At 46.1% G+C, this 23,165-nt stretch carries 16 protein-coding genes; 6 read left to right on the top strand and 10 right to left on the bottom strand.

The annotated features are described in order from the left end of the window. Nucleotides 1-134 precede the first annotated feature (134 nt). Nucleotides 135-1,076 (top strand): DMT family transporter, encoded by a 942-nt coding sequence (locus tag ATB78_RS10975; protein WP_061008682.1) that lies wholly within the window; start codon nt 135-137, stop codon nt 1,074-1,076. Between the two features lie 100 nt (nt 1,077-1,176). Here the strand turns inward: ATB78_RS10975 and ATB78_RS10970 are convergent, their stop codons facing one another. Genes ATB78_RS10970 through ATB78_RS10960 form a run of 3 tightly spaced genes read right to left on the bottom strand, consistent with a single transcriptional unit; the run spans nt 1,177 to nt 5,937 of the window. Then, a complete protein-coding gene (locus ATB78_RS10970; RefSeq protein WP_032802720.1) occupies nt 1,177-2,280 on the bottom strand; it encodes a porin in 1,104 nt (367 codons plus the stop codon). Between the two features lies 1 nt (nt 2,281). Beyond that, nucleotides 2,282-2,761, bottom strand: coding sequence for a hypothetical protein (locus ATB78_RS10965; RefSeq protein ID WP_009706043.1), 480 nt, complete (start codon nt 2,759-2,761; stop codon nt 2,282-2,284). Between the two features lie 17 nt (nt 2,762-2,778). Next, nucleotides 2,779-5,937 (bottom strand): response regulator, encoded by a 3,159-nt coding sequence (locus ATB78_RS10960; RefSeq protein ID WP_061008681.1) that lies wholly within the window; start codon nt 5,935-5,937, stop codon nt 2,779-2,781. Between the two features lie 445 nt (nt 5,938-6,382). Here ATB78_RS10960 and ATB78_RS10955 point away from each other — a divergent pair, with 445 nt between their 5' ends. After that, the gene (locus ATB78_RS10955) at nt 6,383-7,918 is read left to right on the top strand and encodes a diguanylate cyclase (RefSeq protein ID WP_061008680.1); all 1,536 of its coding nucleotides are present in this window, start codon (nt 6,383-6,385) and stop codon (nt 7,916-7,918) included. A 56-nt stretch (nt 7,919-7,974) separates the two neighbouring features. On the opposite strand, the gene ATB78_RS10950 is transcribed toward ATB78_RS10955, so the two are convergent. Next, nucleotides 7,975-8,406 (bottom strand): hypothetical protein, encoded by a 432-nt coding sequence (locus ATB78_RS10950; protein ID WP_033006358.1) that lies wholly within the window; start codon nt 8,404-8,406, stop codon nt 7,975-7,977. A 325-nt stretch (nt 8,407-8,731) separates the two neighbouring features. On the opposite strand from ATB78_RS10950, the gene ATB78_RS10945 reads away from it, so the two are divergent. Next, a complete protein-coding gene (locus ATB78_RS10945; protein ID WP_061008679.1) occupies nt 8,732-9,394 on the top strand; it encodes a DNA alkylation repair protein in 663 nt (220 codons plus the stop codon). Between the two features lie 90 nt (nt 9,395-9,484). Here ATB78_RS10945 and ATB78_RS10940 read toward each other — a convergent pair whose 3' ends face one another. After that, nucleotides 9,485-13,885, bottom strand: coding sequence for an SslE/AcfD family lipoprotein zinc metalloprotease (locus ATB78_RS10940; protein WP_061008678.1), 4,401 nt, complete (start codon nt 13,883-13,885; stop codon nt 9,485-9,487). Nucleotides 13,886-14,198: 313 nt separating this feature from the next. On the opposite strand from ATB78_RS10940, the gene ATB78_RS10935 reads away from it, so the two are divergent. Beyond that, entirely contained in the window at nt 14,199-14,588 is a 390-nt protein-coding gene (locus ATB78_RS10935; RefSeq protein WP_061008677.1) for an ATP-binding protein, read from the top strand. Between the two features lie 47 nt (nt 14,589-14,635). Here the strand turns inward: ATB78_RS10935 and ATB78_RS10930 are convergent, their stop codons facing one another. Genes ATB78_RS10930 through ATB78_RS10920 form a run of 3 tightly spaced genes read right to left on the bottom strand, consistent with a single transcriptional unit; the run spans nt 14,636 to nt 17,602 of the window. Next, a complete protein-coding gene (locus tag ATB78_RS10930) occupies nt 14,636-15,274 on the bottom strand; it encodes a sugar transferase (protein WP_061008676.1) in 639 nt (212 codons plus the stop codon). Nucleotides 15,275-15,284: 10 nt separating this feature from the next. Next, entirely contained in the window at nt 15,285-16,493 is a 1,209-nt protein-coding gene (locus tag ATB78_RS10925) for a glycosyltransferase family 2 protein (RefSeq protein WP_061008675.1), read from the bottom strand. Continuing rightward, nucleotides 16,490-17,602, bottom strand: a complete 1,113-nt coding sequence (locus ATB78_RS10920) for a glycosyltransferase (RefSeq protein WP_061008674.1) — start codon at nt 17,600-17,602, stop codon at nt 16,490-16,492. Before ATB78_RS10920 ends, ATB78_RS10925 begins: the two co-directional genes overlap by 4 nt. A gap of 595 nt (nt 17,603-18,197) precedes the next feature. On the opposite strand from ATB78_RS10920, the gene ATB78_RS10915 reads away from it, so the two are divergent. Together ATB78_RS10915 and ATB78_RS10910 are read left to right on the top strand one after the other, a co-directional pair. Beyond that, nucleotides 18,198-19,061: a molybdopterin guanine dinucleotide synthesis B family protein gene (locus ATB78_RS10915; RefSeq protein WP_240537393.1), complete on the top strand. Its 864-nt coding sequence runs from the start codon at nt 18,198-18,200 to the stop codon at nt 19,059-19,061. Continuing rightward, the gene (locus tag ATB78_RS10910) at nt 19,058-20,566 is read left to right on the top strand and encodes an ABC transporter ATP-binding protein (protein ID WP_061008672.1); all 1,509 of its coding nucleotides are present in this window, start codon (nt 19,058-19,060) and stop codon (nt 20,564-20,566) included. The genes ATB78_RS10915 and ATB78_RS10910 overlap by 4 nt, the downstream gene beginning before the upstream one ends. A 34-nt stretch (nt 20,567-20,600) precedes the next feature. Here the strand turns inward: ATB78_RS10910 and ATB78_RS10905 are convergent, their stop codons facing one another. Continuing rightward, the gene (locus tag ATB78_RS10905; RefSeq protein ID WP_061008671.1) at nt 20,601-22,028 is read right to left on the bottom strand and encodes a chain-length determining protein; all 1,428 of its coding nucleotides are present in this window, start codon (nt 22,026-22,028) and stop codon (nt 20,601-20,603) included. Further along, complete coding sequence (locus ATB78_RS10900; RefSeq protein ID WP_061008670.1) at nt 22,025-23,149, bottom strand: glycosyltransferase; 1,125 nt, start codon at nt 23,147-23,149, stop codon at nt 22,025-22,027. The genes ATB78_RS10905 and ATB78_RS10900 overlap by 4 nt, the downstream gene beginning before the upstream one ends. Nucleotides 23,150-23,165 lie beyond the last annotated feature (16 nt).

Below are 23,165 nucleotides of genomic sequence, written 5' to 3'. Positions count from 1 at the left end.
AACCTCTGGTGGCTCCTCCTTCCAATGCCAAGCAGTCGGTAGGTTGAGTTGTGCCTGGCTGCGAGTAGATGCAGCCAGAATCGTATTCTATCTCGTAGCCTTGTTTGAATGTTATCAATCATCAAGGAGAGAAAATGAATACGGCATCCGATTCCAGCCCTAGTTCAGAACATCAACCCCAAAAGAAGCATGCCAGTGCAATGACTGTTGGCGTCATGTTTGCGCTCGCTGGTACGCTGTTATTTTCGATTAAACCTGTGTTTGTCAAACTCGCGTATCAGTATGGCGGTGACGCGGTGAGCATCATGACGCTTCGAGCAATGAGTTCACTGCCTCTTTACCTCTGTATTCTCTTTTGGATGCTACGTGGCTCAGAGAACCGAGCGAAAGTGAAACACCACGGAATCAAAGCTGCCGCGATTGGTGTGCTTGGTTATTACTTAGCGAGCTATCTCGATATCACGGCACTTAACTACATTTCTGCTCAACTCGAACGTTTGTTGTTGTTCTTGTTCCCGACTTTTGTCGTGTTAATTATGTGGTTTAAAGAGGGGCAATCACCCAACCGTCAGGTGCTGTCAGCCGTATTGGTCGGGTATTTGGGAGTGGGGCTGATTGTGGCGCATGACCTTTCTCATTATGGTGAGCAGATCTGGCTTGGCGGCGGGTTGGCGATTCTTTCTGCATTTGTGTTTGCCGTGTATTTGGTGTTGAGCAAAGCCAGCATCGCGAAGCTAGGGAGTACCATGTTTACCAGTATCGGCATGGGCAGTGCCGGTGTCGCTATTCTTATTCATTTATCGTTTAGCTCGTTACAGTTGAGCTCGATGAACAATGAACTCATTACTATTGGTGTGTTGCTGGGCATCTTTTGTACTGTCATTCCTTCTTATCTGATTGCTGCTGCCATGGCGCGACTGAACCCTGCGCACCTGAGTTTAGTGAGTAACATAGGCCCAGCAATGACAGCGTTGTGTGCCATTTTCATACTGGACGAAGCATTTACTTGGTTTCACGCTTTAGGGATGGTGCTAACCATTGTCTCGGTCGTGATGATCAACCGATTCAAATCATAAATAGGTACAACGGCAAAGGATGAAGTAAGTTGTGATGTTTATAGACGGATAATGTTTATAGAGGAAAAGGCAGGTCGATGAGTGTCGACCTGCCAAAGGGTTAGAACACAAAGTTAAGCATAATGGTGTACATATTAGCGTCGTCATCGGAAGGGTTAGAGACGAACGCGCCAGAGGCGTCACGATAAGCCTTGAAGTGTTGCCACTCTGCATTGAGTGACACATTGTAGTGAAGATCGTATCTCACACCGAAGAGGTAGCTATCGCCAACTCGATGTTCGTGATCATCAAACTGCTGACCATAGGTCGCATAAGGTGTGAACTTGTTTAAGTTGTAGGTACCTTGCACATACCATGCGGAAGCAATGTCGTTGGTTTGTCCTTCCACGGTTAACGTCAGCGCATCAAACTCGTACTCAGCACCAAGTGAGAACAGTTGAATGTTTTGGTCTTTCGCTTTAATGGTTTGATCCGGAATCTGAACGATACCCACACCAGGAATATTGGTGGTAAGGTTACGTAGCTTGGTCTCTTGATCGTAATTTGAGTCTAAATACGTAAAGTTCCAGCGGTAGTAATCCCCACTCAGGATAAAGTTCACGCCGTACATTTCATTGGTTTTAAACGTTAGCTCAGTATTGGCGTTAAAGTCGACGGTGCTTTCATCACGAAAGCCAATAAAAGGCGTTGTGGTTAACGTCATGCTGTCATTGAGCTCGTAGTTCCACAAGAATGAAATGCCATTAAAGGCGGTAATCCCCAAGATACTGTCGTAAACCTCGTTTGGTGGGCGCGCTGGCGTAAAGGCGTGACCTACATAGTAATACTCGGAGGCCAAGAACACTGGCATTCTTAAGCGACCCCCACGAAATTCAACATTACCGTAGGTGTAAGCGAGATAAGCCCATTCAAGTTGTGGATCGCTCCAGTGATCTTGCGGTCTTTTTACCACTTGGGCGGAAGCTTTAAAGGCATCGTAGTAGAAGTCGAGCTGAACGCCGAACGTGGTATCACAGTCGTAACAATTTTCGTCGTCGATAAATCGGTTCACGAGGACGGGCGTTTCATTGTCGGTGGTTGCCCAAGACGTCGAGCCAAAGCCGCTCAATGATAAGTTGTCCGTTAATTCTATTGCCGCCAAGCTCGGAAAGGCCACACTGCTAAGCGCTGCTGCTGTCATTGATGCGATGAGTGTTTTCTTCATATTATTTCTCCGAACTTACTACGTAGAGGATTTGTGCATCAGAAGGGAGGCTACTCACCGGTGCATAGCCAATGCGATTCGGCTTTTCTTTCATCCAGGCTAATAGGGCATCCATGTTGGAATTGTCGATAACTTTTGGTGGACGCGCTTTGCCAGAGAACGACAAGCTCGCCCAGTGCGCGTTCATCTGCGCGATGTTTTTGTTGAGTAAATAGCGATAAAACTCTGAGCGTTCTGAGGAAGTATCAGGCCAATCAGACAGCTCAATACGCTTACCTTGCAAACGCTTAGTCTTACCACGATAAAGCTTTCTTGCTTTGGTGATACTGAGCTCATCAAAGCCTGAGTCGAGAGAGAAAATCGCATACTGGTCTGCCGCCAATGCTTCGCTATCAAAAGACATTAACAGGGCAAAGGCGATCATTGCAGTAGAGAGTGATCTCAACACTTTGTTTTTGTTCACTAAGAAATGGGTATCCATGACCATTACCTTATCCGTTAAATCACACTTTCAATTTGGTGAAGAAGTTTTTCTTTTCTCACCGGCTTTGGCACATAGGCATCCATACCTGAGTCGTAACAGCGCTGAATATCGTCGTCCACCACACTTGCCGTCAGTGCGATGATCGGGGTTTTAGGCAGACCAGAAACTCGTTCATAAGCGCGAATTTCTTTTGTCGCCTGAAACCCATCCATCACTGGCATCATGCAATCCATCAAGATGATGTCGAAGCTGTTATCTTGTTGGAACATGTCTACGGCAATTTGACCATTCTCGGCAATCTCAAATTGATAACCCGCTTTGCTCAGCAGCAACGACGCAACCTTTTGGTTAACGGTATTGTCTTCGACCAACAAGATGCGCTCAGAGCGGCTTGGCAAGGTGTTCATTGCGGGCTCTTCTGGCTTGTCTGCCGGGCGTGTTTTTACTGCGGTACTGATTGGGGTTGGCACTACATCAGGGCTATCTACTGTCGGGATATCAACGGCTTTTGCCAGTTTTTCTTTAAGGATGTTGGCTTTGAATGGTTTGGGTACATAGTCATCCATGCCGACATCAAAACACTTCTGGATGTCGTCATCGACCACACTGGCGGTTAGTGCAATGATTGGAATACGGTAACTGCGGTTCTCTTCTTTTTCGACTTGGCGGACTTTCTCTGTTGCTTCAAACCCATCCATAACGGGCATCATGCAGTCCATTAGAATCAAGGCGTATTGGTTCTTCTTGAACATGTCGACCGCTTCTTGCCCGTTGGCGGCGAGGTCGAACGTGAAGCCGGCTTTTGTCACATGTAAGCCCGCAATTTTTTGGTTTACTGTGTTGTCATCGACCACCAAGATTTTATTTTTGGTATTGGCTGTCGCGCTTACGGCGGCTCGTTGAGCAGTTTGGCTAAATTTGGCCTCACAGTTTTCAAGCGCTTTCACCAAACGTTGGCCAAGTAGAGGCTGTGTGATCATTGCACTGACGCTTTCGCCGAAGTCAAATTGATCGCTTTGCAGATGTTTGATTAGGCAAACGCGTACATTTTGAGTTTCTAATCGGTGGAAGGCATCTTCGCTTTCCATTGCCGCATTTGGTCGCGTTTCGGCATAGATGACGATGACGTGTTCTTTGTCGTTGATCCAAGTTGGGAGGGCGTCTAAGCTCGTCACGGATTGATGAACCGCAATGCGATAGAAGTTCAGCTCATCACGTAGCGTGCTCTCCATTGCGGCATCTTCACAAACCAACCAAATTTGGCTGTTGGCCGCGGCATGTTTGGCATCAAAGTCTAGCTGAACAACAGAAGGGGACAGTTGGAAGAAAAAGCGACTGCCTTGGCCTTTTTCGGATTCCAATTGAATCTTACCGCCCATTAACTCAACGAGCTGAGTACTGATTGCTAAGCCAAGACCGGTACCACCAAACTGGCGTGTTGTAGAGTCGTCTTCTTGTGCAAATGGTTCGAAGATTTTCTTCTGTTGTTGTTCATCGATACCGATACCTGAATCTCGAACAGAGAACTCCATGACCGCATTAGAGCCAGAAACACTGTGGGTGGTAACAGAAAGAAGCACCGTACCTTTTTCCGTGAACTTAACCGCGTTAGACATAAAGTTCATCACCACTTGGCGTAAGCGGTGATCATCAATCATCAAACGGAAAGGTGTGTTACGACTAATGCTCACTTGAAGATCGATGCCTTTCTCTTTGGCTTTAGGCGAAACGATAGAAGCGATGTCGTAAATAGATTCACGAACACAAGTTGAATGCGGGCTAATAAGTAGCATGCCCGATTCAATTTTTGAGAAGTCTAGAATGTCGTTAATCAAGCTCAACAGTAGTTGCGATGACGTCTCGATAGTATCCACATAGTCACGTTGCGTGGCAGTGAGGGAGGTATCAGACAACACTTCTGATATACCGATAACACCATTAAGTGGCGTTCGTATTTCATGCGACATGTTAGCAAGGAAACTACTTTTTGCTTTGCTGGCTTTGATCGCATCGTCTTTGGCGCGTTCAGCGTCTTCTTTTGCTTGTGTCAGTTTGATGTTGGCTTGTTCACGCTCATAGCTCAGTCTTTCCACTTCTTGAGCAAACTTGCTTAACTCGTCTTTACCTTTAACGAGCTCTTCAAGCGGAGATTCCTCACTGTAGCTATCACGACGAAGAAATTCCAAAACCAACTGAAGATTATTCGTCACTTTACGAACCAGACGTAACGCCAAGCTAATCACCAAAATGGTAATGGCAGACATGATACCGATGAACATCAAGCGCTGTTGGTTTGCAGTCGTAATTGCATGGTCCACGTCGGCTTTCAGTTGCTCGGTCATTTTGTTGTCGACGTTTTTTAAGAGCGCTAAGCGTCCGTTTAATGCGGTTAAACCTGCGGCAACTTCACCTTCTGGCAGAGTGCTGAGTGCTTCTTCGTTGAACAGAAAGCTTCTGAACTCTTGGCTAAGGACGAACACTTCATTGGTGAATGTTTCGATCAACAGTTCAACTTGTTGTTGGTTGGCATTAAGTGTGACGAAGCGTTCAAGGAACAATTGTTGGTTTTTGACGAGCGATTCAATCTCGCTGCTGATGTCAGCGTCATAAAATTGGTTTTGCTCAACGGAGTAAATCAGATATTGGCTAAGGCGGTTTTCTTCTTTGGACCAAAACATCAACCATTCAATCTGCATAAGAGCAGAGAGGTGGGCTTGGATTTCGAATGTAGCGTCATTAAAAGGGACTTTTTCTAACGCCAATAGAATCTGTTTGTAGGTGTCTGCGCGCCACTCAGCAACGTCTAAGCGCTCATCCATGTCCGTTGTTGTTGCGAGAGAAAGACTGGCTTCTTCCAGACTCGCGAGCAGATCTGTCATTTCTACGCCATTGTCGGCAAAGATATTCTTGGCTTCATTATTGAGCGACTGCGAGACGGTTTTGATCTCCGACTCTTTGTCTGACACTTCGCTGTTATTCGGCAAGTTATACAGAAAAGAGACGCTATCCATATAGTCGGAAAACAGTTGTGCTTTCTCCAGATCTTGAGCCTGAGTGGAAAGCCTGTGAACTTGTTGCCCCGCAAGAAAGAGGAGTAAAACGATGGGTAAAAAAACTAAGCTAAACAGCTTGTGCTTAACAGATAGGTTATTCCATGAAAACGATCCGACCACTGTGCACGTCCATATCCAATAAGTTGATATGAAAAGTGTAGGCTAACTATCTCAATTGTTAGAAATCAAGCAGAAAAATTCACACTTTCGCCATATAAAAACTGTGATGCCCGTTACAAAAGCTTGGTGTTTGAAAGAGATAAATCTTCTAATCTATCAATAAAAATAGGGTTTCTCACTCAGTGAGAATTATTCAACATGATGATATTTATAAACAAAAATCATTTGTCGAGTGAGTAAAATGTTTTGTCGTAAAAGGTCATAAAGTGGCTGTGTCGATATACAGGGGTGGGTATAATCGTCGGATTTTCTTGCTAATGAGACTTTGTGGAATTCGTGCTTGCGATTTTACGGAGTTGTACTTCAAACGATGCAAAGGTTAGTGGGAAAAAGGCTTAAATAAACAGTTAACCTCCATACGACAACAAATAACAATAACTAAATCATGAACGTATCTCGAAGTCTTCAATCGGTCACTCTGCGTTACACTGTCCCGATTGTCTTGATCGCGCTTTTCACTAACTTCACCTACTGGGCATATCAGCAGGTCGATGAAGCGAAAAACCTAGCCCGATACCATGTTAAATCTGCAGAGCTCAACCTTGGTACTATCGTCGATGGTTACCGTGATCTGTTACGCGCAATGAGTAAAGATGAGCACTTCATCGAATCAGACATCACATTGCAAGAGCGTGCGCAACGTGCGGTTCCATATAAGCAAGCCTTTGAATTGGCAGGCATTGGATTCAGCGACGGTGTGGGGAACATGGTCAGCACACACAACAATAAAGTGCATTCCATCGCTCACAGGAATTACTTTCATCAAGTTATCCGCACCAAAGAAACGGTCATGACTAATGTTCTTACCGATGTCTCCAACGGGAAGACCGTATATGTATTGTGCCGTCCTATGTTTGATGAAAACGGTGATCTACAAGGAACAATATCTGCATCTATTCACTTCTCTGAGATTCAAATGGCTCTCGATACTGACGGGGAAAGCGACATTTACAGTGTTCTATTGGATGAAGACCTTAACATCATTAGCCACTCTGTAGACGAGCATTATATCGGTGTGAACTTATTCAATTATGGATATGAAAAGCTGTTTGACCGAGAGGGGAATTTAAAAGCACTGACGGGCACCGATAGCGGCGGCTTCTTTACCTACAGTTATCCGTTAGATTTGTCTTATGTGGAGTTTACTAAGGTGGAGGGGACGCCTTGGATTCTGCTTTCTAAAGCTAAGTTCAGTACCCTGTTGGGTGATGGAACTTTGATGTTTGGTGCGAACGTGATGTTGATTGTCGCAATTTACGTCGTTATCGCGCGCTTGATGGGTAAGCAGGTGGTCGGTTTAACTCAGCCGCTTGATCGATTCTTAGAAGAAAGCAAAGTGGTGTTCAACGACAGCTCGATGGAGCTAAAAGAGCACTTTGAACAAGTTCTTCAAGCCAGCCGCAATGGCGTGTTTTGTTCACGCAGTGGGCTGCTCACGCGGGAGTATTTCTTGCGAGGGGCAGAAAAGTCGTTGTCTCTTAGTAATACGCCCAAAGCCTGTATCTTCTTTGATATGGATAACCTCAAGTATATCAACGACACATACGGTCATTTAGCGGGCGATAAAGTTATCGCTCTGTTTGTGGCCGTGTTGAGAGAGAGTTTTGGTCACAAGCGCGACATCATAGGCCGATTTGGTGGCGATGAGTTTGTGGTGTTAACGCAAGAGTTTCGAACTAAACGTGAGTTAGAACTTAAGCTAGACAAGTTTCTCGCAAAATTACAAAGTACGGCGGATCGTTTGGGCATCGATATCAGCTTAACCGCGTCAATTGGGGTTGTTCTCACCGAAGGTGTGGGGCGCGATATTGATATTCTGCTGCATTGCTCAGATCTGGCGGTCTATCGCGCCAAACAGCTCGGTAAAGGTCGCTATGCTTTCTATCACACGGCGATGGTAGACGTACCGATATTCAGTTAGCAAAAGGGAGGTGTTCAACCTCCCTTTTTTATTGTGTCTCAGTCGCTGGTGGTCAGTTAAGCCGTAACCGCTTGAGGCTGTTTTCTCAACACATAGATGTCGTGATCTCGCAATAGGTAGAGAGCGAAACACGCAGCAAGCATCGGCCATGCAGCGAAGAATAACAGGTTGTTGAACGGGTCTAGGTACTTCGCGAACGAAGAAAAAGTCGAGCCTGCGTGCAATACCAGAATCGCAAGATAAGTCAGGTTCTTCCAAAGTCCAGCCACAAAAATACCGATGAACACCAACTGGGCAATACCCAACGCGACAGAAAATCCACTCGAAATATCTAAGCCATAGAAGCCAGAGAACACTTTCATTGCATGCTCTGGTACCAGCACTTTATCTAGCGCCCACATGATAAATACCAACGCGATACTTAAGCGCAATGCTAACAGCCCTAATCCCAACTGACGTTGAAGCTTTGGTTGGAGCGTTTCTTTCATTTTCATTCCTTTATTGAGTAGTGAAGGTTCCTTATGGCAGACCGACTCTTTCTTAAACTGATTACAACGAGATATGTAAATATTCGTGTCCCGTTCCAATTTGGATTCTTGTCAGCACAATACATAAACCACGGAAATATGACTGAATTGGCAAAAATGAAGTATTCGCAGACTCAAGGTGGATGTAGCTCATAGAAGATGTCACTCTTTCTTTTGAGCAAGGAGTCGCTAAACAGCACAAAGGGAGAGACATGTGAGGAAAGTAATTCGCCAATAAAGTCGTTCACGCTAAATGCATCGAAATGGAAGTACAGAAAGAAAAACAATGAGTATTGTAGAAACGTTAACTCGACAGTTAAGTGAGATTGGATACCCAGAGAAGCGAGTGCGTACGGGTTTGGTGAGATCGATCTCTGCCGATGGTTTTCGAAGTTTAGACACAAAGCAAGCAGACTTCATTTTTGAGCAGTGTGAAACATTGCTGGCAGAGCGCGATTGGGCATTAAGCGTGATTGCTTTTGATTGGGCGTTCAGAGTGAAAAAGCAGTATGACGCCGCCACGTACGATCGATTCGAATCTTGGCTTTATCACTACATTACCGATTGGAATGATTGTGATGATTTTTGCACCCATGCACTCGGTGCGCTTATTGCTCAAGACAACAGCCTGTTTACTCGCACATTGGAGTGGGTTAAGAGTGATAACTTTGCCGTGAGGCGAGCGGCGGCGGTAACGCTTATCTATCCGATCAATAAAGGTCTGTATAAAGGGACTGAGCCTTTTCACATAGCAGATTTGTTGCTCGAAGATGATCATTACTTAGTGCAAAAGGGCTATGGCTGGATGCTCAAAGTGCTGGCCCAAAAAGAACCAGAGCGAGTGGTGAACTACTTGAAACGTCACCATAGCAAGATGCCGAGAACGGCGTTTCGATATGCGATAGAAAAGCTGGATAAGCAAACTAAGCGAGAGCTCATGGCCCTGTAGATTACCTCTTCGGTATTTCGCCAAAGCAAACAGAGTGATACAAAAAAAGCCGACAGAATCGAATTCTGTCGGCTTTTATCGTCTTACGGGTTACTTAACAGACAAATACTCAGAAGGAGACTTATCTGGTTTCGGTAAATCCATCGACGCAACCGCGTTGAAACCGGCAGGCGTTAAACCACCAGAGTAATCAACAGTGCCATTTGGCAGGTTGGCTTTGGTTTCTGATGGGTTCCACATACGGAAGTAATCTGTCAGATCGTATCCGGTCAGGTATGAGGTACATGCCATCATGAGATCGCCTTGGCTTAATTGGCTGCTTTGTGCAGAACAGTAGTTAATGCCTTGGTCGCCAACGCTGTTACCACGTGCTTTACGGTGTGCGAGTTTGAAGAAGTTCCAGCCTTGGTCTTCACCAAAGATGCTCGGCTTCTCGGCTTGATTTGCATACCAATCATCGATGTTGAAATGGTCTTCTGCCCAAAGCTTTAACTGACCGAACATCGCTAAACGCATGCCGACATCCGCTTCACTCCAAGCATGGCCTTCAAAGCGATCGAGCCATAAAGGTGACTTGGATAAATCACTCGCAATGCGGTCCATGTATGGCTTTGATTCACGCTGTTCTTGCATGTAAAGCGCAAGAATGTTGTTGGTGACCTCAGTAGAGCCTGCCATCATAAACGGCGCTGAAGCAAGGTTGTGTCCGACTTCATGCCATAGTAACCAGTCATTGGTTGGGTTTGATGGAACGACAGTCCATGTAGGCCAGTAGCTGTTACTTTGAACTGGATAGCCTGAGTGCGCCGCACCAATCGAGATTTGCGCATCATTCACGAAGCGATGTCGGTTGGCGAGCAGGGCACCATAAGTAAATCGACGGTGTTTTCCTTCTGCCGTGACTTGATCACGTCCGTAAAAATCACTCGCATGGTTCGCGAATGCGTTCAGCTCATCGGCAAACTTAGGTACGTCTGTGTCCAATACGTTTTTCACTGGCGTCGTGTAGACGAAATGACCAGAATCGATTTCTGCCAATGGGACGTCAGTGTTGATTGGGCTTAACCAAGCACCGTCTTTCCACCAAGACGCACGAAGCACACCAGTGAAGTTAAACGTCACAACGTCACGAGAATCCACTTCTAACGGTTGAATGTAAATCAAACCACCGTAAGGTACTTTGAAGCTCAAAGACGAACCATCATATTGGAAGGTCTTTTGCACGCGTGGCGGGCGTTTCAAGCTCAGTTCGTGGTTTGCACGGCCCGTCAGGTCATCCACTAATGCAACATTGATAGACGCTTTTACACCACCAGAGATGGTGACTTCTTCAAGTTGCGGCGCCCACAAGCCCGTCGATTGCATGCTGCCTGCCGTACCAATCACGGTTTTGTTGTCGGTATGAATCGCAACGCTCGCTGCACTGCCTGATTGAACAGGGCGACCCGGGTAGCCAGTCGTATCAACACTGATCTCTAAATCCCAGTAAGAGCGACCCAGCATCATGCGTGTTAATGGCTTCTCCATCCAATTCAGAGGGTAAGACGGGTTCAGCTCGCCTGATTTGGTAATCATTGACCATTTAGCAAGTTGCTCTCGTGTATCTTGACCACAAACATTACCGCCTTGATGTGCGTTGCTCGTGTAGCAGTTCAGCATTTCGACCGCACGTTCGAAGCCAAGCTCATCTTGTACGTTTGGATTGAATTCGTACTGCTCGTCATTCCATAGCCAAACGGATAGGTTATCGTAGGTTGAAGTTAGCTCAGCCTGCGACAAGCGTTCACCAATTTCCCCTTTACTGCGGTAGTAAAGCTCGTGAGAAAGTAGACGATCAATGTTGGCACCTAAGTTCGCCGCTTTTACCATGCTATCCACGACTTCAGGGCTCATTTCGTAACGAGTAAAGTCTGGGCGATGGTGGTTACCACGGCTAGGAATGCCATGACCTTCGCGCACTTCAATACAGTTTACTTCGTATTGGTAATCGTCTTTACAAACCGGAACGCCAGGGAACTCACGTTGAAGCTCTGCAATTGCTGCTTGTTTCTCTTGTTCAGACTTCACAATGTGGAATGCATAACGTTGATGCTCTTGTCCATCAATGGAGACGTTGTATAGCGGTATTTCAAGGGTAGGCATGTCGATATTGCCCGGCCATGTCACCGTGCCGTTGTCATTGATCTCAATCTTAGTCGTGTCTGCATAACGTTCATAAACCACGAGATCGTGCTCTGCGACGGTATGCAAGTTAGGTACGTTCGGGCCTGATGTGCTGTGACACCAATAGCTGTCCGTACACAGAGATTGGAATGTTTTGGCAACGTTCGCTCCACCAACAGAAACGCCTGCCGCATCCGCTAAACGAGCAATTGGCTCTGGGTTACTTTCTTCTAAAGCATCAAAGAAGATGATGCTACCGCCGTTGTTTACGTATTCGATCAGCGCTGTAACGTCATCTGCGTCCAACTTAGGTTGGATGATGTCAGACACGACGGATTTTGTCGCGTAGCCATCGGTTTTGATTTCGTAAGACTGAAGCAAAAGCAGTGGTGTAGAGGTTGGATCTAATGAGTCAAACTGGCCGCTGCTTAGTACGTCCATTTCACCCAATTTATAGCTTGGATTGACAAAGAAATCGTAGATTTGACCTTCTTTGCGATCCCAGCGGAATGCGTGACCTTTGTTGATGTTGGTAGCAATCGCGACAGATTCTTGTGTTTCATTCGGCACTAACCAATCAATCAAGTTGCTGAACATGATTTGCATGCTGCCGTGGTCGGTACGAGTATCCGCATCTTGCGCGTCTTGATTGTGAGGCGTGCTATAACGACATTGCTGCGCTTCGCTGTCGATGCCCAAATCTGCACCTGCCCAGTAATTGTCTGGACAAGAGAAGATAGAGGTGTACATCGCGTTACCCAAGAACACCACTTTACCCGAGCCAATCATACCTGCCGTCATGGTCGGTAGATTAAAGGTCGCGGTTTGTTTGGAAATTACTTCTGGGCGCTGCATAACCACCGTTGAGTTTTCATCAACGGTTGTGGCATCCACAATGTAGGCTTTTTGATCTTTGCCTGAACCACGTGTCCACGCCGCTTCTTGACCAAACGGGAGCCAGTAACTGTTGTCGTTACGTGGCATCAGAACAGGGAATGCTTCATTGGTTAGGTTGAAGTTGCGCATTGCACGTGTGTAACCAGAGCCGCCCCAACCATGGTTATCATGGAAGATGTGCACGCTATCCACACCAGCATAAATCTGATGCAGAGACTGCGTGACATAATTACTACCAGAAGCACGGACCGTACGCAGCATAGGCGCAGCAAAGCGTGACCATTGAGGCGTCTGCTTTAGTTGCCCATCAATGATTTGTGTTAAACCTTGGCTGAATTGTGCTTCGAACTCATTTGGCGTGGTGAAGTTCGTGCCTTCAATTTTTGCGCCGTTTGGTAGGCTCAAATTGATCAGCTCGTTAATAACGTTCGGGTATTGTGCAAACACCTGACGAACGGTATCGCTGATCTCAATGTGGTTGCCAGAAGACACACCATAGCGATTAACGAACGCATCAAGGTTCTGTTTCACCAATGGGTTGTCGCTTAAATCCGCAAGTTGGTAATTGACCTTATTGCCTTTCACTTGGCCTAGAGTAAAGGTGTCGATACCAAAGATCAGGTTCTCACCCCAAAGGTATTCAAATTCACCGTTGGCATCCGTGATTCCGCGTGCGGATTGGCTGAAGAACTCGACGCCAGCAAGCGCATTTCCTTGCGAGTCGGTCAAACGGCTTTTGGTCAACGGTTTGTTAGCTGCACTTGGTTTGTATTCGTAAGTCGCCTCTGCATTGGCAGACACAAACGACCCCGTTAAGTTGTTGCTTGCGCCCGGAGTGACTTCTGGTTGAAGTTCCGGGTCAACGTGCGCGCTTGGTTGTTCACCTTCGTTTGCGACACTTGGATTGAGGAACTCATCAATCGCAGTTTGATCGTCGCTTTCGTATAAGTCTTGGATGTCATAACTGTTGATTTCATCCAAACACACTTGTGCGTCCTGAGTAGGGCACGTGTCAATCTTGTTTAACAGCTTAGTGGCGTTGTTTGCGTGTTGGCCGAGTACGTCTTTTAGGTCATAGGCTTGCGTTAATTCAGCTGGCTGTGAACCCATACGAGTTTGCTCAGGGATCTGGTAACTGAACTCACCTAAAGTCACACCACCAAATTGACAATCAAACTGACCTTCTGAAGCAGTATAGGTGAAGTAGCCAGACTCACTGGTGTCTTGTCCATCACACTGAATATCGCCAGTGATCTGTTTACCGTTAATGAACAGCTTACCTTGGTAGGTAGTCACGCCAATATCTGGTTGATCAGGCGGTAAATCTGGTTCGACCGTTGGAGGTGTGGTACTTGTTGAGTGTTTGTTTTCATCGCCTCCGCAGCCAAACAGCAGCGAAGCGACAAGGATTGAAAGAAGACTTCTTTTCAAAGACTAAACCCTTATGAAATGCCATCGTCGTCTGGATGGCTAGTTGGTTGAGATTAACTTTATCTAAAAGCTCACAGATATTGAGTTTTGATTTATAAGTGCCTAACTTTTAGTGACTTTTTAGGGCTCAATAAATGCGCGCGCATTCTAGTTTCAAATGCGGCAGGAGGGAACAAAAATTAATGGCGCATCGCGATTATTTACACAAATGGGAGCAGGATTCCGAGAATGGCAAAACCTTGTGGTTGCTTTCGCTTTCTTTTCTATAAAAATAGCGTACAGTTTGCTGGTTTTTCACTGAAATCATCCCATTATGTCTAACGCGAAACTTCTTCTAATCCGTGGTTTACCGGGCTCTGGTAAGACGACACTTGCCAAGAAATTGTCCAAACAGCTCAAAGCAAAATATTTTGAAGCTGACATGTATTTTGAGAATGAAATTGGCGAATACCATTTTGATGGCACAAAGCTGGCTGATGCGCATGAGTGGTGCTTTCAACAAACCCGCAAATGGCTAAGCAAAGGAAAGACTGTGATCGTCAGTAACACGTTTGTGCGCCATTGGGAGATGAAACGGTATTTGAAGCACTGTGAAAAAAAGCAGATTGAAGTGGAAGTGCAGGTTTGCCGAGGTGAGTACGAGAGCACTCATGGTGTGCCATCAGCGACGATAGAGAATATGCGCCGCCAATGGCAAGAGTAACGGTTCTTCATTCTTTGTTTCTTTCTAATCAGTTGAGCCTCTATGGTTTACTGGCCGCGACCGTCAATCATCACTACTAGTGTTTTGCTCATGATGGCAATGTCCATGGAAATCCACGAGTAGAAAGAACTCAAGCTCAGTGCGTAACTGTGGTCAAAACCTACCTTACGACGAACGTCTTCAATACAAGAATCATAACCTTGGTTTACTTGCGCTAGACCTGTGATGCCAGGTAGCACACCGTAAGTGCGTTCAACAAAATAAGGGATTTCGTCTTCCAGCTTTTGATAGAAAGCAGGGCGCTCTGGACGAGGGCCAATCAAAGACATTTCACCTTTTAGCACATTGAACAGTTGTGGAAGCTCATCCAAGCGAGTCTTACGTAGGAAGCGTCCAACCGGAGTGATACGTGGGTCGTTCTCAGAAGCCCATACCGCACCAGAGCGTTGTTCTGCATCTACATACATGGTTCGAAATTTCATAATTTCAAACAGATCCATTTTTTCCGGTGTGCAGCGTCCAACACGAAGCTGACGATAAATCACAGGGCCTTTTGAGTTCATCACAATTGCTAACGCAATCAAAGGCATAATCGGCATGGCGACGAGCAAGATGAGCAGTGAAACAACCACATCGAAAGCGCGTTTTGCTAGATGAATATTTGAGTCGTAGCGTGAAGTTTTCATGATGCTTTCCTTATTGATTAACGCGCTTCCAGCGTCCGTTTTCCATTCCAAGTAGGTAGCGTAGTCCGCCTGCGAAGTTAGCTATGTGTCCAACCACCAAGTAATTGATTAACTTAAATGGCTTAAACAAATTTAATACTGGTACTAAGTAAGTGATGAGAGCAACTAAGTAGACTGCCAGTTGTGCCAGCATCAGAAATTGAAACGCTGGGTAGTGAATCAGCAGTAATGAACTCACCAAACACATAATCATTAGGTAAGGTGTCGCAAGACGCAGTACCTTTCCTGATAGAAATGCAAATGCAGTGCCACGATAGCGGGGTAATAACAGTTTTTTCAGTTTCAAGAACTGCTGCATATTACCTGCCGAGATACGTAGGCGACGTTTGAAGTCTGAACTGTCTGAGCTTTCTTCCAGTTCGATGGCTAACATTTTTGGCTCATAAACGGAGTCATAACCTTGAAGCACAATGCGCATTGGCAAAATGAAGTCATCGTTGATGATCTCAGGTTCTAATGGCGAAAACAATTTGGTTCTGAAGGTATAGAATGCGCCGTGAGAACCAATGGTTGAGCCGATCAATGACTCTTTGTACTTCACGTTCGATTGATATTGCCAGTAAGCTGCTTCGCCTTGGTTTTGTGTCGCCATGATTTGATAGGTTGCGTTCACCACACCCACTTTCTCATTTTGATAATGCTGACTGGCCAATAAGAGCGAGTCGCAAGAGACGAGCGCAGACACATCACTTAACGCGGTGATATCTGAAGTGACGTTCTCCATTTCCATGTTGATTAATCCGACTTTACCGCGGTTTACCTCATGATCATGAACAATGAATAGAGTGTCTGCGCAGATGGCTTCTTGAATCGTATCTTGTGCAATTGCTGCGGTGTTATCTGTACAGCCATCGCAAGCAATGATGACGGTCAGTTTATCCCTTGGATAGTCTAGGCTTGCTAGGTTGCGAATTTTTTCTCCGATCCATTGCTCTTCGTTATAAGCAGGGACTATCACCGTGACACTTGGCAGTGTGCAGTCACGCTTTGAAGCTTTGTAGCAGCGCTCTTTTGTATTTTGCGTTTTCGCAATCTTCTTTGTTTTGCTTTGTGCTCGGCGTGCCGACAACCAATTCAAGGCCAAAGGGTAGCCCACGTGATGGTAAATAATCAGTAGTGCAGATAAAACAAAACCAGCTGTCCATAGTAGATCAATCATGCGTTCTCTCCCTGAGCCAATGTTGAGTAGCGGCTTACCATATTGCGAATGTCAAAATGCTTAAGAATGTGTGCTCTTGGTGATTGAGGTATTTGTGATAATTGCTGCGATAGCGCATCTGCCAACATTGGCACTTTGTTCGGTTCGACGAGCGCTCCGATTTGTGGGCAAAGTGTTTCTTTCACTGCGCCAACATCGCTTGCAATGCAAGGTACGCCACAAGCTTGTGCTTCTAATGTGGATAGAGGGAAACCTTCTTGAAGCGAAGGCAGGCAAAACACATCAAGGCTCTGATAAAAACGAGGCATGTCGCTTACTAATCCGAGAAAAGTCACTCGGTCTTCTAACCCGAGTGTGCGAACTTGTGCTTCTAGAATGCCTCTTTGGCTACCACAACCAGCAATCGCAAGGTGTGTGTTTTGTGGCAGGTGAGAAAAGGCTTTGATGAGGATCTCTTGTCCTTTCACAGTTTCTAGGCGACCCGCTGTACCCACAATGAACTTGTCTGTAGGAAGAGAGAACAACTCACGTGCTTTTTGTGGATTACCATCGGTGAACTTTTCACAATCGATTCCATTATGGATGGTGCTTACACGCTGATATCCCAACTTATTCGTGATTTGGTCAGCGACAAAGTCTGCATCTGCCACGACTTGAGGACGAAGCACTTTAAGCAGTGTCGATTGCAGTCTCGCGGCCTTTTTATTGTTTAAATGCCACGCATCATGCTCAGTGTGGATCAGGGTTTTGATGCCATTCAAACGAGCTGCGGTGCCACCGTACAACAAAGGCCCAATGTGATGTGTATGGACGATGTTTGCATTCAGTTGTTTTAATTTTGCTTTCAAAACCTTGAAGGTTGATAGATGCAAACCAGACGGCTTGTTTAGAAAGTGGAGTTGGTCTTCAAAGTCCGCCAACTTTTCCCATTGATTTAGCGCAGTTTGTTTGTTTCCCTCTAGGCTGATAACAAAAACGGAGTCTTCGGCTTTGGCAAAGCGAAGCATCTCAAGCACCAAAGTTTCCAAACCACCCGGAGCAAGGTGTTGAACGATGTGAACGATCACGTTGCCATTATTGGCTGAGTTTTTAGTCTGTGAGTTTTTCATTTCTGAGCCCTCGACGCACTTCCCTTAATTTTGCTTATCCAGTTCATTGCAGTCTGTATGCCAGAAATAAAACTATTAAAATTCAGTGGGTTAAATCTCATCTTTCAAAGTGAGTCAAAACGAGAAGGGTCGATTCTCAAATTGAGATTCAAATTTCGTCATACCAAGAGGAGCGAGAATTCAATTGGTTAGCAGCTATTCGGAATCTAACTAATAAGTTTTGTGAATCTTTTATTTCAAACCATCAGTTCTTCACAACTGCTTCACATTTAGTTTTCTACAGTGCTTTCTGTCAGCGCAAAACCTGACCAAATACGCAGGGCGTTGATACCACTAAGTCGGAAATCGAGTTGAAAAAACGCATCTCTACAGATGGTAGAAATGGAGAATTCTTATGATTATGTTGAGTCAGGCTTACCGTATTGCTTCGGCTAAGCGAACTTTTGTAACCCGTCGTGTTCCCCTTGAGCTTATGCAATCTCTTGTTGGAGGGAATGGGGTAAGCAAGCCAAGATCTGGTGATCTTGTATTGGCGAAAATTGTGCAGGTTGGTCATCACAAATTTGGAGAGAGAACGGACGGACGACGTGCCGCGTTGTTTGAAGGGGACGAGATCATCTTGGCGTATGGGCATCGTTATGCGCCGGATCAGTTTGAAGCTGTTGTACCAGGTTCACTCGAAGAGTGCCATATGGTGGCCGCGGGAGGGATTGCTGCCCAAGCGATCTCTTGGCATGCCAAGACCAAATCGCCAACGGTCATTCAACCTGTTGGTCTTATTGCTGACTACTCGGGCAAAATCATTAATGTGTCTGATTTCGCTGTGGATGAATCGAACTTGGTTGATCTCGTCTCGAGCGTAGCGGTAGTTGGTACTTCTATGAACGCAGGCAAAACGACTTCTGCTGCGCACATCATCAGAGGCCTGAACAAGGCCGGTTATCGTGTTGGCGCGATGAAGGTGACGGGAACCGGGGCAGGCGGCGACCTTTGGTTAATGAAAGACTCCGGTGCTTATATTGCGCTTGATTTCACAGATGCAGGTCACGCCACCACCTTTAAAGTAAACAGTTTTGACCTGATGAATATTGTCGATCGTCTGTCTCAGGAGTTGATTCGATTTGGGTGTAACGCCATTGTGGTTGAGATCGCCGACGGGATCTTCCAGAAAGAAACCAGAGAATTACTTGAGAATCGGGAGTTTAGAGCCCGCTTCCCAAACGTCGTTTTTGCGGCGAGAGAGTCATTAGGGGCAACGGCAGGCGTCCAGTGGTTGAGTAATCAAGGTTATTCCGTCTCTGCTGTCAGCGGTATTGTGTGTGCATCACCCTTGTCTACCCGTGAGATTACACAACAGATAGACACGCCGGTTTATGGCTTAGATTTGCTTATTGAGCCCAGTATTTCGAAGTCTTTACTGTACTTCCCAAGCATGACACCGGAGCTCGAACTAGCATGAAGCTGCACGCCCTTTTTTCCGGCGTGAGAAAGCGCTGGCTGGTTCAGTTAGTGATACTAGGGTTGATCATCTCCGCACTCAACGTCGGGAATGTTTTGGTGCTCGATACGCTTTGGCATGATGCGGAGTTTAACAACTTAGTGCTTTTCTTGCTGTTGGGAATTGGGGCGTACTTGCTGACGATAGTCGAAAGCTATTTAGGCGAGAAGCTTGGTCAGCATTACTTAAAAGACATACGACATCAACTCTATACCGAGTTGATGTCGCCTAAGAACGAGCAACCTCCAAGAAGGCTTGGTGTGTCGATGAGTCGAATGATCACCGATAGTAACAACATCAAAAATTGGGCGAGTTTAGGGGCGGCGACGTTAGTCACCAGCGGGTTTTCATTTATTGGCTATCTCGTGTTGATCTTCTACTTGTGGCCGAGTTTTAGTTGGCAAGTGTCTTGGGTGGTTGCTGGGCTTTTTTCATTGTCTTTGGCGCTGACGCCACGCTTAACCGAACTTGCTTTAACACTGCGCACTGACCGAGGTCGTTTGAGCGGGCATTTATGCGAGCGCATTATGGGCTACCAAAGTGTGAATCAGTTTCGTCAGATTAAACGTGAAGGGCGACGCCTTAATCGCTGCAGCGAGATGTTGGGTGATACATCAAAGCAAAATAGCGTTTTCCAAGCGGTTCTCACCCAGCAAACAGCAATGTGGTTCTGTATTCTTCTTGCGTTATTGTTCACTCACCAAGTTTGGCAAGAGCATCCGGTGGAGCAAAACTTTGGCACTTTGATGCTGATCATCGGTTTGTTATTTAACGCGCTAAGAGACATCACCATCAGTTGGGGCTATGCCATCACTTACTATGTCGCCAAGGAGCGATTGGAGTTAGCGATGAATCGCACGCGGGGTAATTACAAGCGTCAGATTCATAAAATCGATACTGACCTTGCTCTGTGTTTGTGCGTTAAGAATTTCTCCGTTCCGTTCTCCGGTGAAAACTTATCGGTCAATATCTTTAAAGGGCGTTCGATTGATCTGTCGAGCATCGACCCAATCAACAAAACCGCGATTTGCACTGTATTGAGTGGGATCGTGACCGACTACATGGGGGACGTGGCGCTGGAGAAAATGGACATTCGAACCATCAACAATTCTTCATTACGTCGGCATGTTTATATCATCGATGACCAATGCCAGCTGTTTCGAGGTACGGTTTTGACCAACATACGATATGGCAATCGTCGAGCCACAGAAGAGGAGGTGATCAGTGTGTGTTTGTTTGTCGGCATCAGTCCAGAGCGCTTGGATTGTTCAGTGGCCGAGTTCGGACGCCATTTAGACAAAACGCTGTATAACCAGATTCTGATTGCACGTGTTTTGTTGTCGAACCCTAAGCTCATTGTGTTGAATCATCATGGTATTGGACAAGACGTCGTATTGATGCGTTTGCTAAAGGTGAATGCAAGTGTTGAAACCTACACCTTGCTCAGCTTGGTGCGAATGGAGTAACACCATCGCACCAAGGAGCAATCAAGCATTCGGTCTAAAAGGCTATTTTTGGAATGGTCGTAATCACTGGTACCCCAAGGTGTTTCTCGAGTGTTTTACGAGAGCGAATCGAATTGTCAGCCAGTTCAACAATAGTTGCCAAGCCGATCCCTAAGCCTGCGCCGCCAATGAATCCCAAAATGACAAACACAAACGCAGGTAGGTTGGAAGGAATCGTTGGTGTGTAAGGTTCATCAATGACTTTCACACGTTTGTTTTCCTCAAACACACCTAAAGATCCGGTGAGCTGTGCCATTTCAAAACGTTCAACCAGTTCGTCATACAACTCGCGTTTTACTGTCACGTCGCGAGCAAGGCGGTTGATTTCAGTTGCGGTACTACCAAAACGGTTTGCATTGGCTTCGAGCTCCTGAATCATACTTTGCAGGCTAATGGTTTCTTCCTGAAGCGATTCGTATCGACCGCGCATGATTTGCAATTGATGAAGCTGAGAAACAAGCAGAGGTTGCGCATCACCAATATTGCTTACCGTTGCTGTACTGGCGATATCCCAAAGCTGATTACTGTTCATCTCTGGTTGTTTTGAGTTGAGTAGAACCGAACGCTCTTGCTCTAGGCGATTTAGCTCGCGTAGCTTACCTTGAACCATACTGTGCGCTTCTGTGTACTTGGCACGAAGTAGGGTGAGTTCACTGCGGATCTCGATGATTTGCTCCTCAATCTTACCGATCACTGGGTTGGTCTTCGAAAGCTGTTGGTCCAAGCTACCCAAGCTGCGTTTTACCCCTGCCAGTTCCGCTTCTTTCTCTGCCAATGTTTGCTTTAGGCTCGCTAGACGAGTCAGGCTTTGCGCTTGCATCTCTGGTGTCGCGTGCGAGTAAGCGTTTTTGTACTCGGCAAAAGCTTGTTCAGCCTTATCTAGTTCTTCGCGGCGTTTATCGATGTGAATAGTGAGAAAGTGGCTTGAGTCTTTAATCGAAGAGCGCTCTGGCGCAAGCAACTGCTCCACAAAATGGTCGCTGACTGAGCCAAGCACTTCTTCCATGCCTTCAGATTTACCACTGGTTAACTGGATTTGAATGAAGTCTTTGCCAAGCTGTTGAACCGTTAGACGATTAGCAAGATCTTTAATGATGAACTCTTGCTCTTTCGGACCCATGGTGTCGTCAATCAAGCCTTGCTCTTGCGCAACCGAATACAGCACATGACGGCTTTTAAGTAGGGTACTTAACGCGCTCAAGCGGTCTTTTAGCATGGTCGAGACGGCAAGATCCTCAAGGAACGGGTTCATCTTGGCTGTTTCTTGAATCAACATGCTCGTGTGCGCCACATATTTCGTTGGCATCATTTTACTGACTACCAACCCCAAGATTGGTAACACCAACATAGGAATGACAATCAGGTAACGACGTCGCCACGCACCGTGTAGTAATAGGGTGATGTTGTCTCTTAAATCGTTCATAACGCCCTCACTAATTGCTCAACTTGACGTGCTCTTGATTGCCAACTTTGTTGTTGGATGATCGAGAGTGATCCTTCTGGTGGTGGGAGTAAGTGATTGAGGCTTGCACAAACATCATCCACGTCCGCTACAACATGCAACATGTGTTGGTAGGGCTTAAGTGCTGGGAAAGCCGTACTGATGATTGGTGTACCTGTTGCAAGGTATTCCAACAGTTTAAGTGGATTACAGGCTTGAATTTGCGCGTTATCGACGAATGGCAGCCAACTCGCATCCCAATGCTGTGAGTAGCTAGGTAAATCTTGATGTGCTCGTGGTCCTAGGTAATGGATGTTGCTTCGTTGTGGCAACGGGTTGTGAGGAAATTCATTTGGACCAATAAAGACCAAGTCCCAATCCGGAGCTTTATCGGCCACTTGCTCTATCAAACGGTAATCTAACCATTCTGATAGGCTGCCATAAAAACCAAGGACCTTACGACCATTGTTTGGCATATCTTGCGCTTTGTCTGCTGGCTCTGAGAACAAACTGAAATCCACACCATGCGGTAGGGTAACGGTCTTCTCTTGTGGAAACTCAGCGGCAAGTTTGTCACTCGCGGCCAGAATCAGGTCTGCACTATTAATCAGGTCTGCTTCATGTTCCAAAACGGTTTGATGATCCACACCTGCTAGCGCGCCAAAGTCGTCTCCACAGTAATAAACAATGCCTTTGGTGCTCATTTCTCGGCAAATATCCACAGCGGTAGGTAGTGATGTCCAAAAAACGGCATGTTGAAAGCCAAGCGCATTCAGCTTTTTGCTCAGTTGATGCTTCATCATTTTTGTTGCGACGCTCCGTGCCCATTTCGATTTGGGAGCAGGAATCGTCAACAGAGTAATGGTGTGGATGTTTGCGTCTTCTTCACGACCGAAAGGCGTTTGGACCTTGTCTTGTTGTTTGACTGAACCAGTCAGTTTGGTGACGAGGCGTTTAGCGTCTTTCGGTGTGAACTTTGGTTGTCTTAAGCCGATCGAGTTGACCCAAAGAATACGATGGTTGTTCGCTAGGTGCTTTATCAGATGTTGAGTGGAAGATGGCAAGCCGCCGAAGTCTTCTCCAAATACTACGATATCTGTCATCGTTCTCTCCTTGAGC

The organism is Vibrio sp. CUB2 (genome assembly GCF_001557945.1).
Lineage (GTDB): Bacteria > Pseudomonadota > Gammaproteobacteria > Enterobacterales > Vibrionaceae > Vibrio > Vibrio owensii.
The sequence above is the reverse complement of the archived record's forward strand: the minus strand, read 5'-3'. Positions and strand labels throughout refer to the sequence as shown.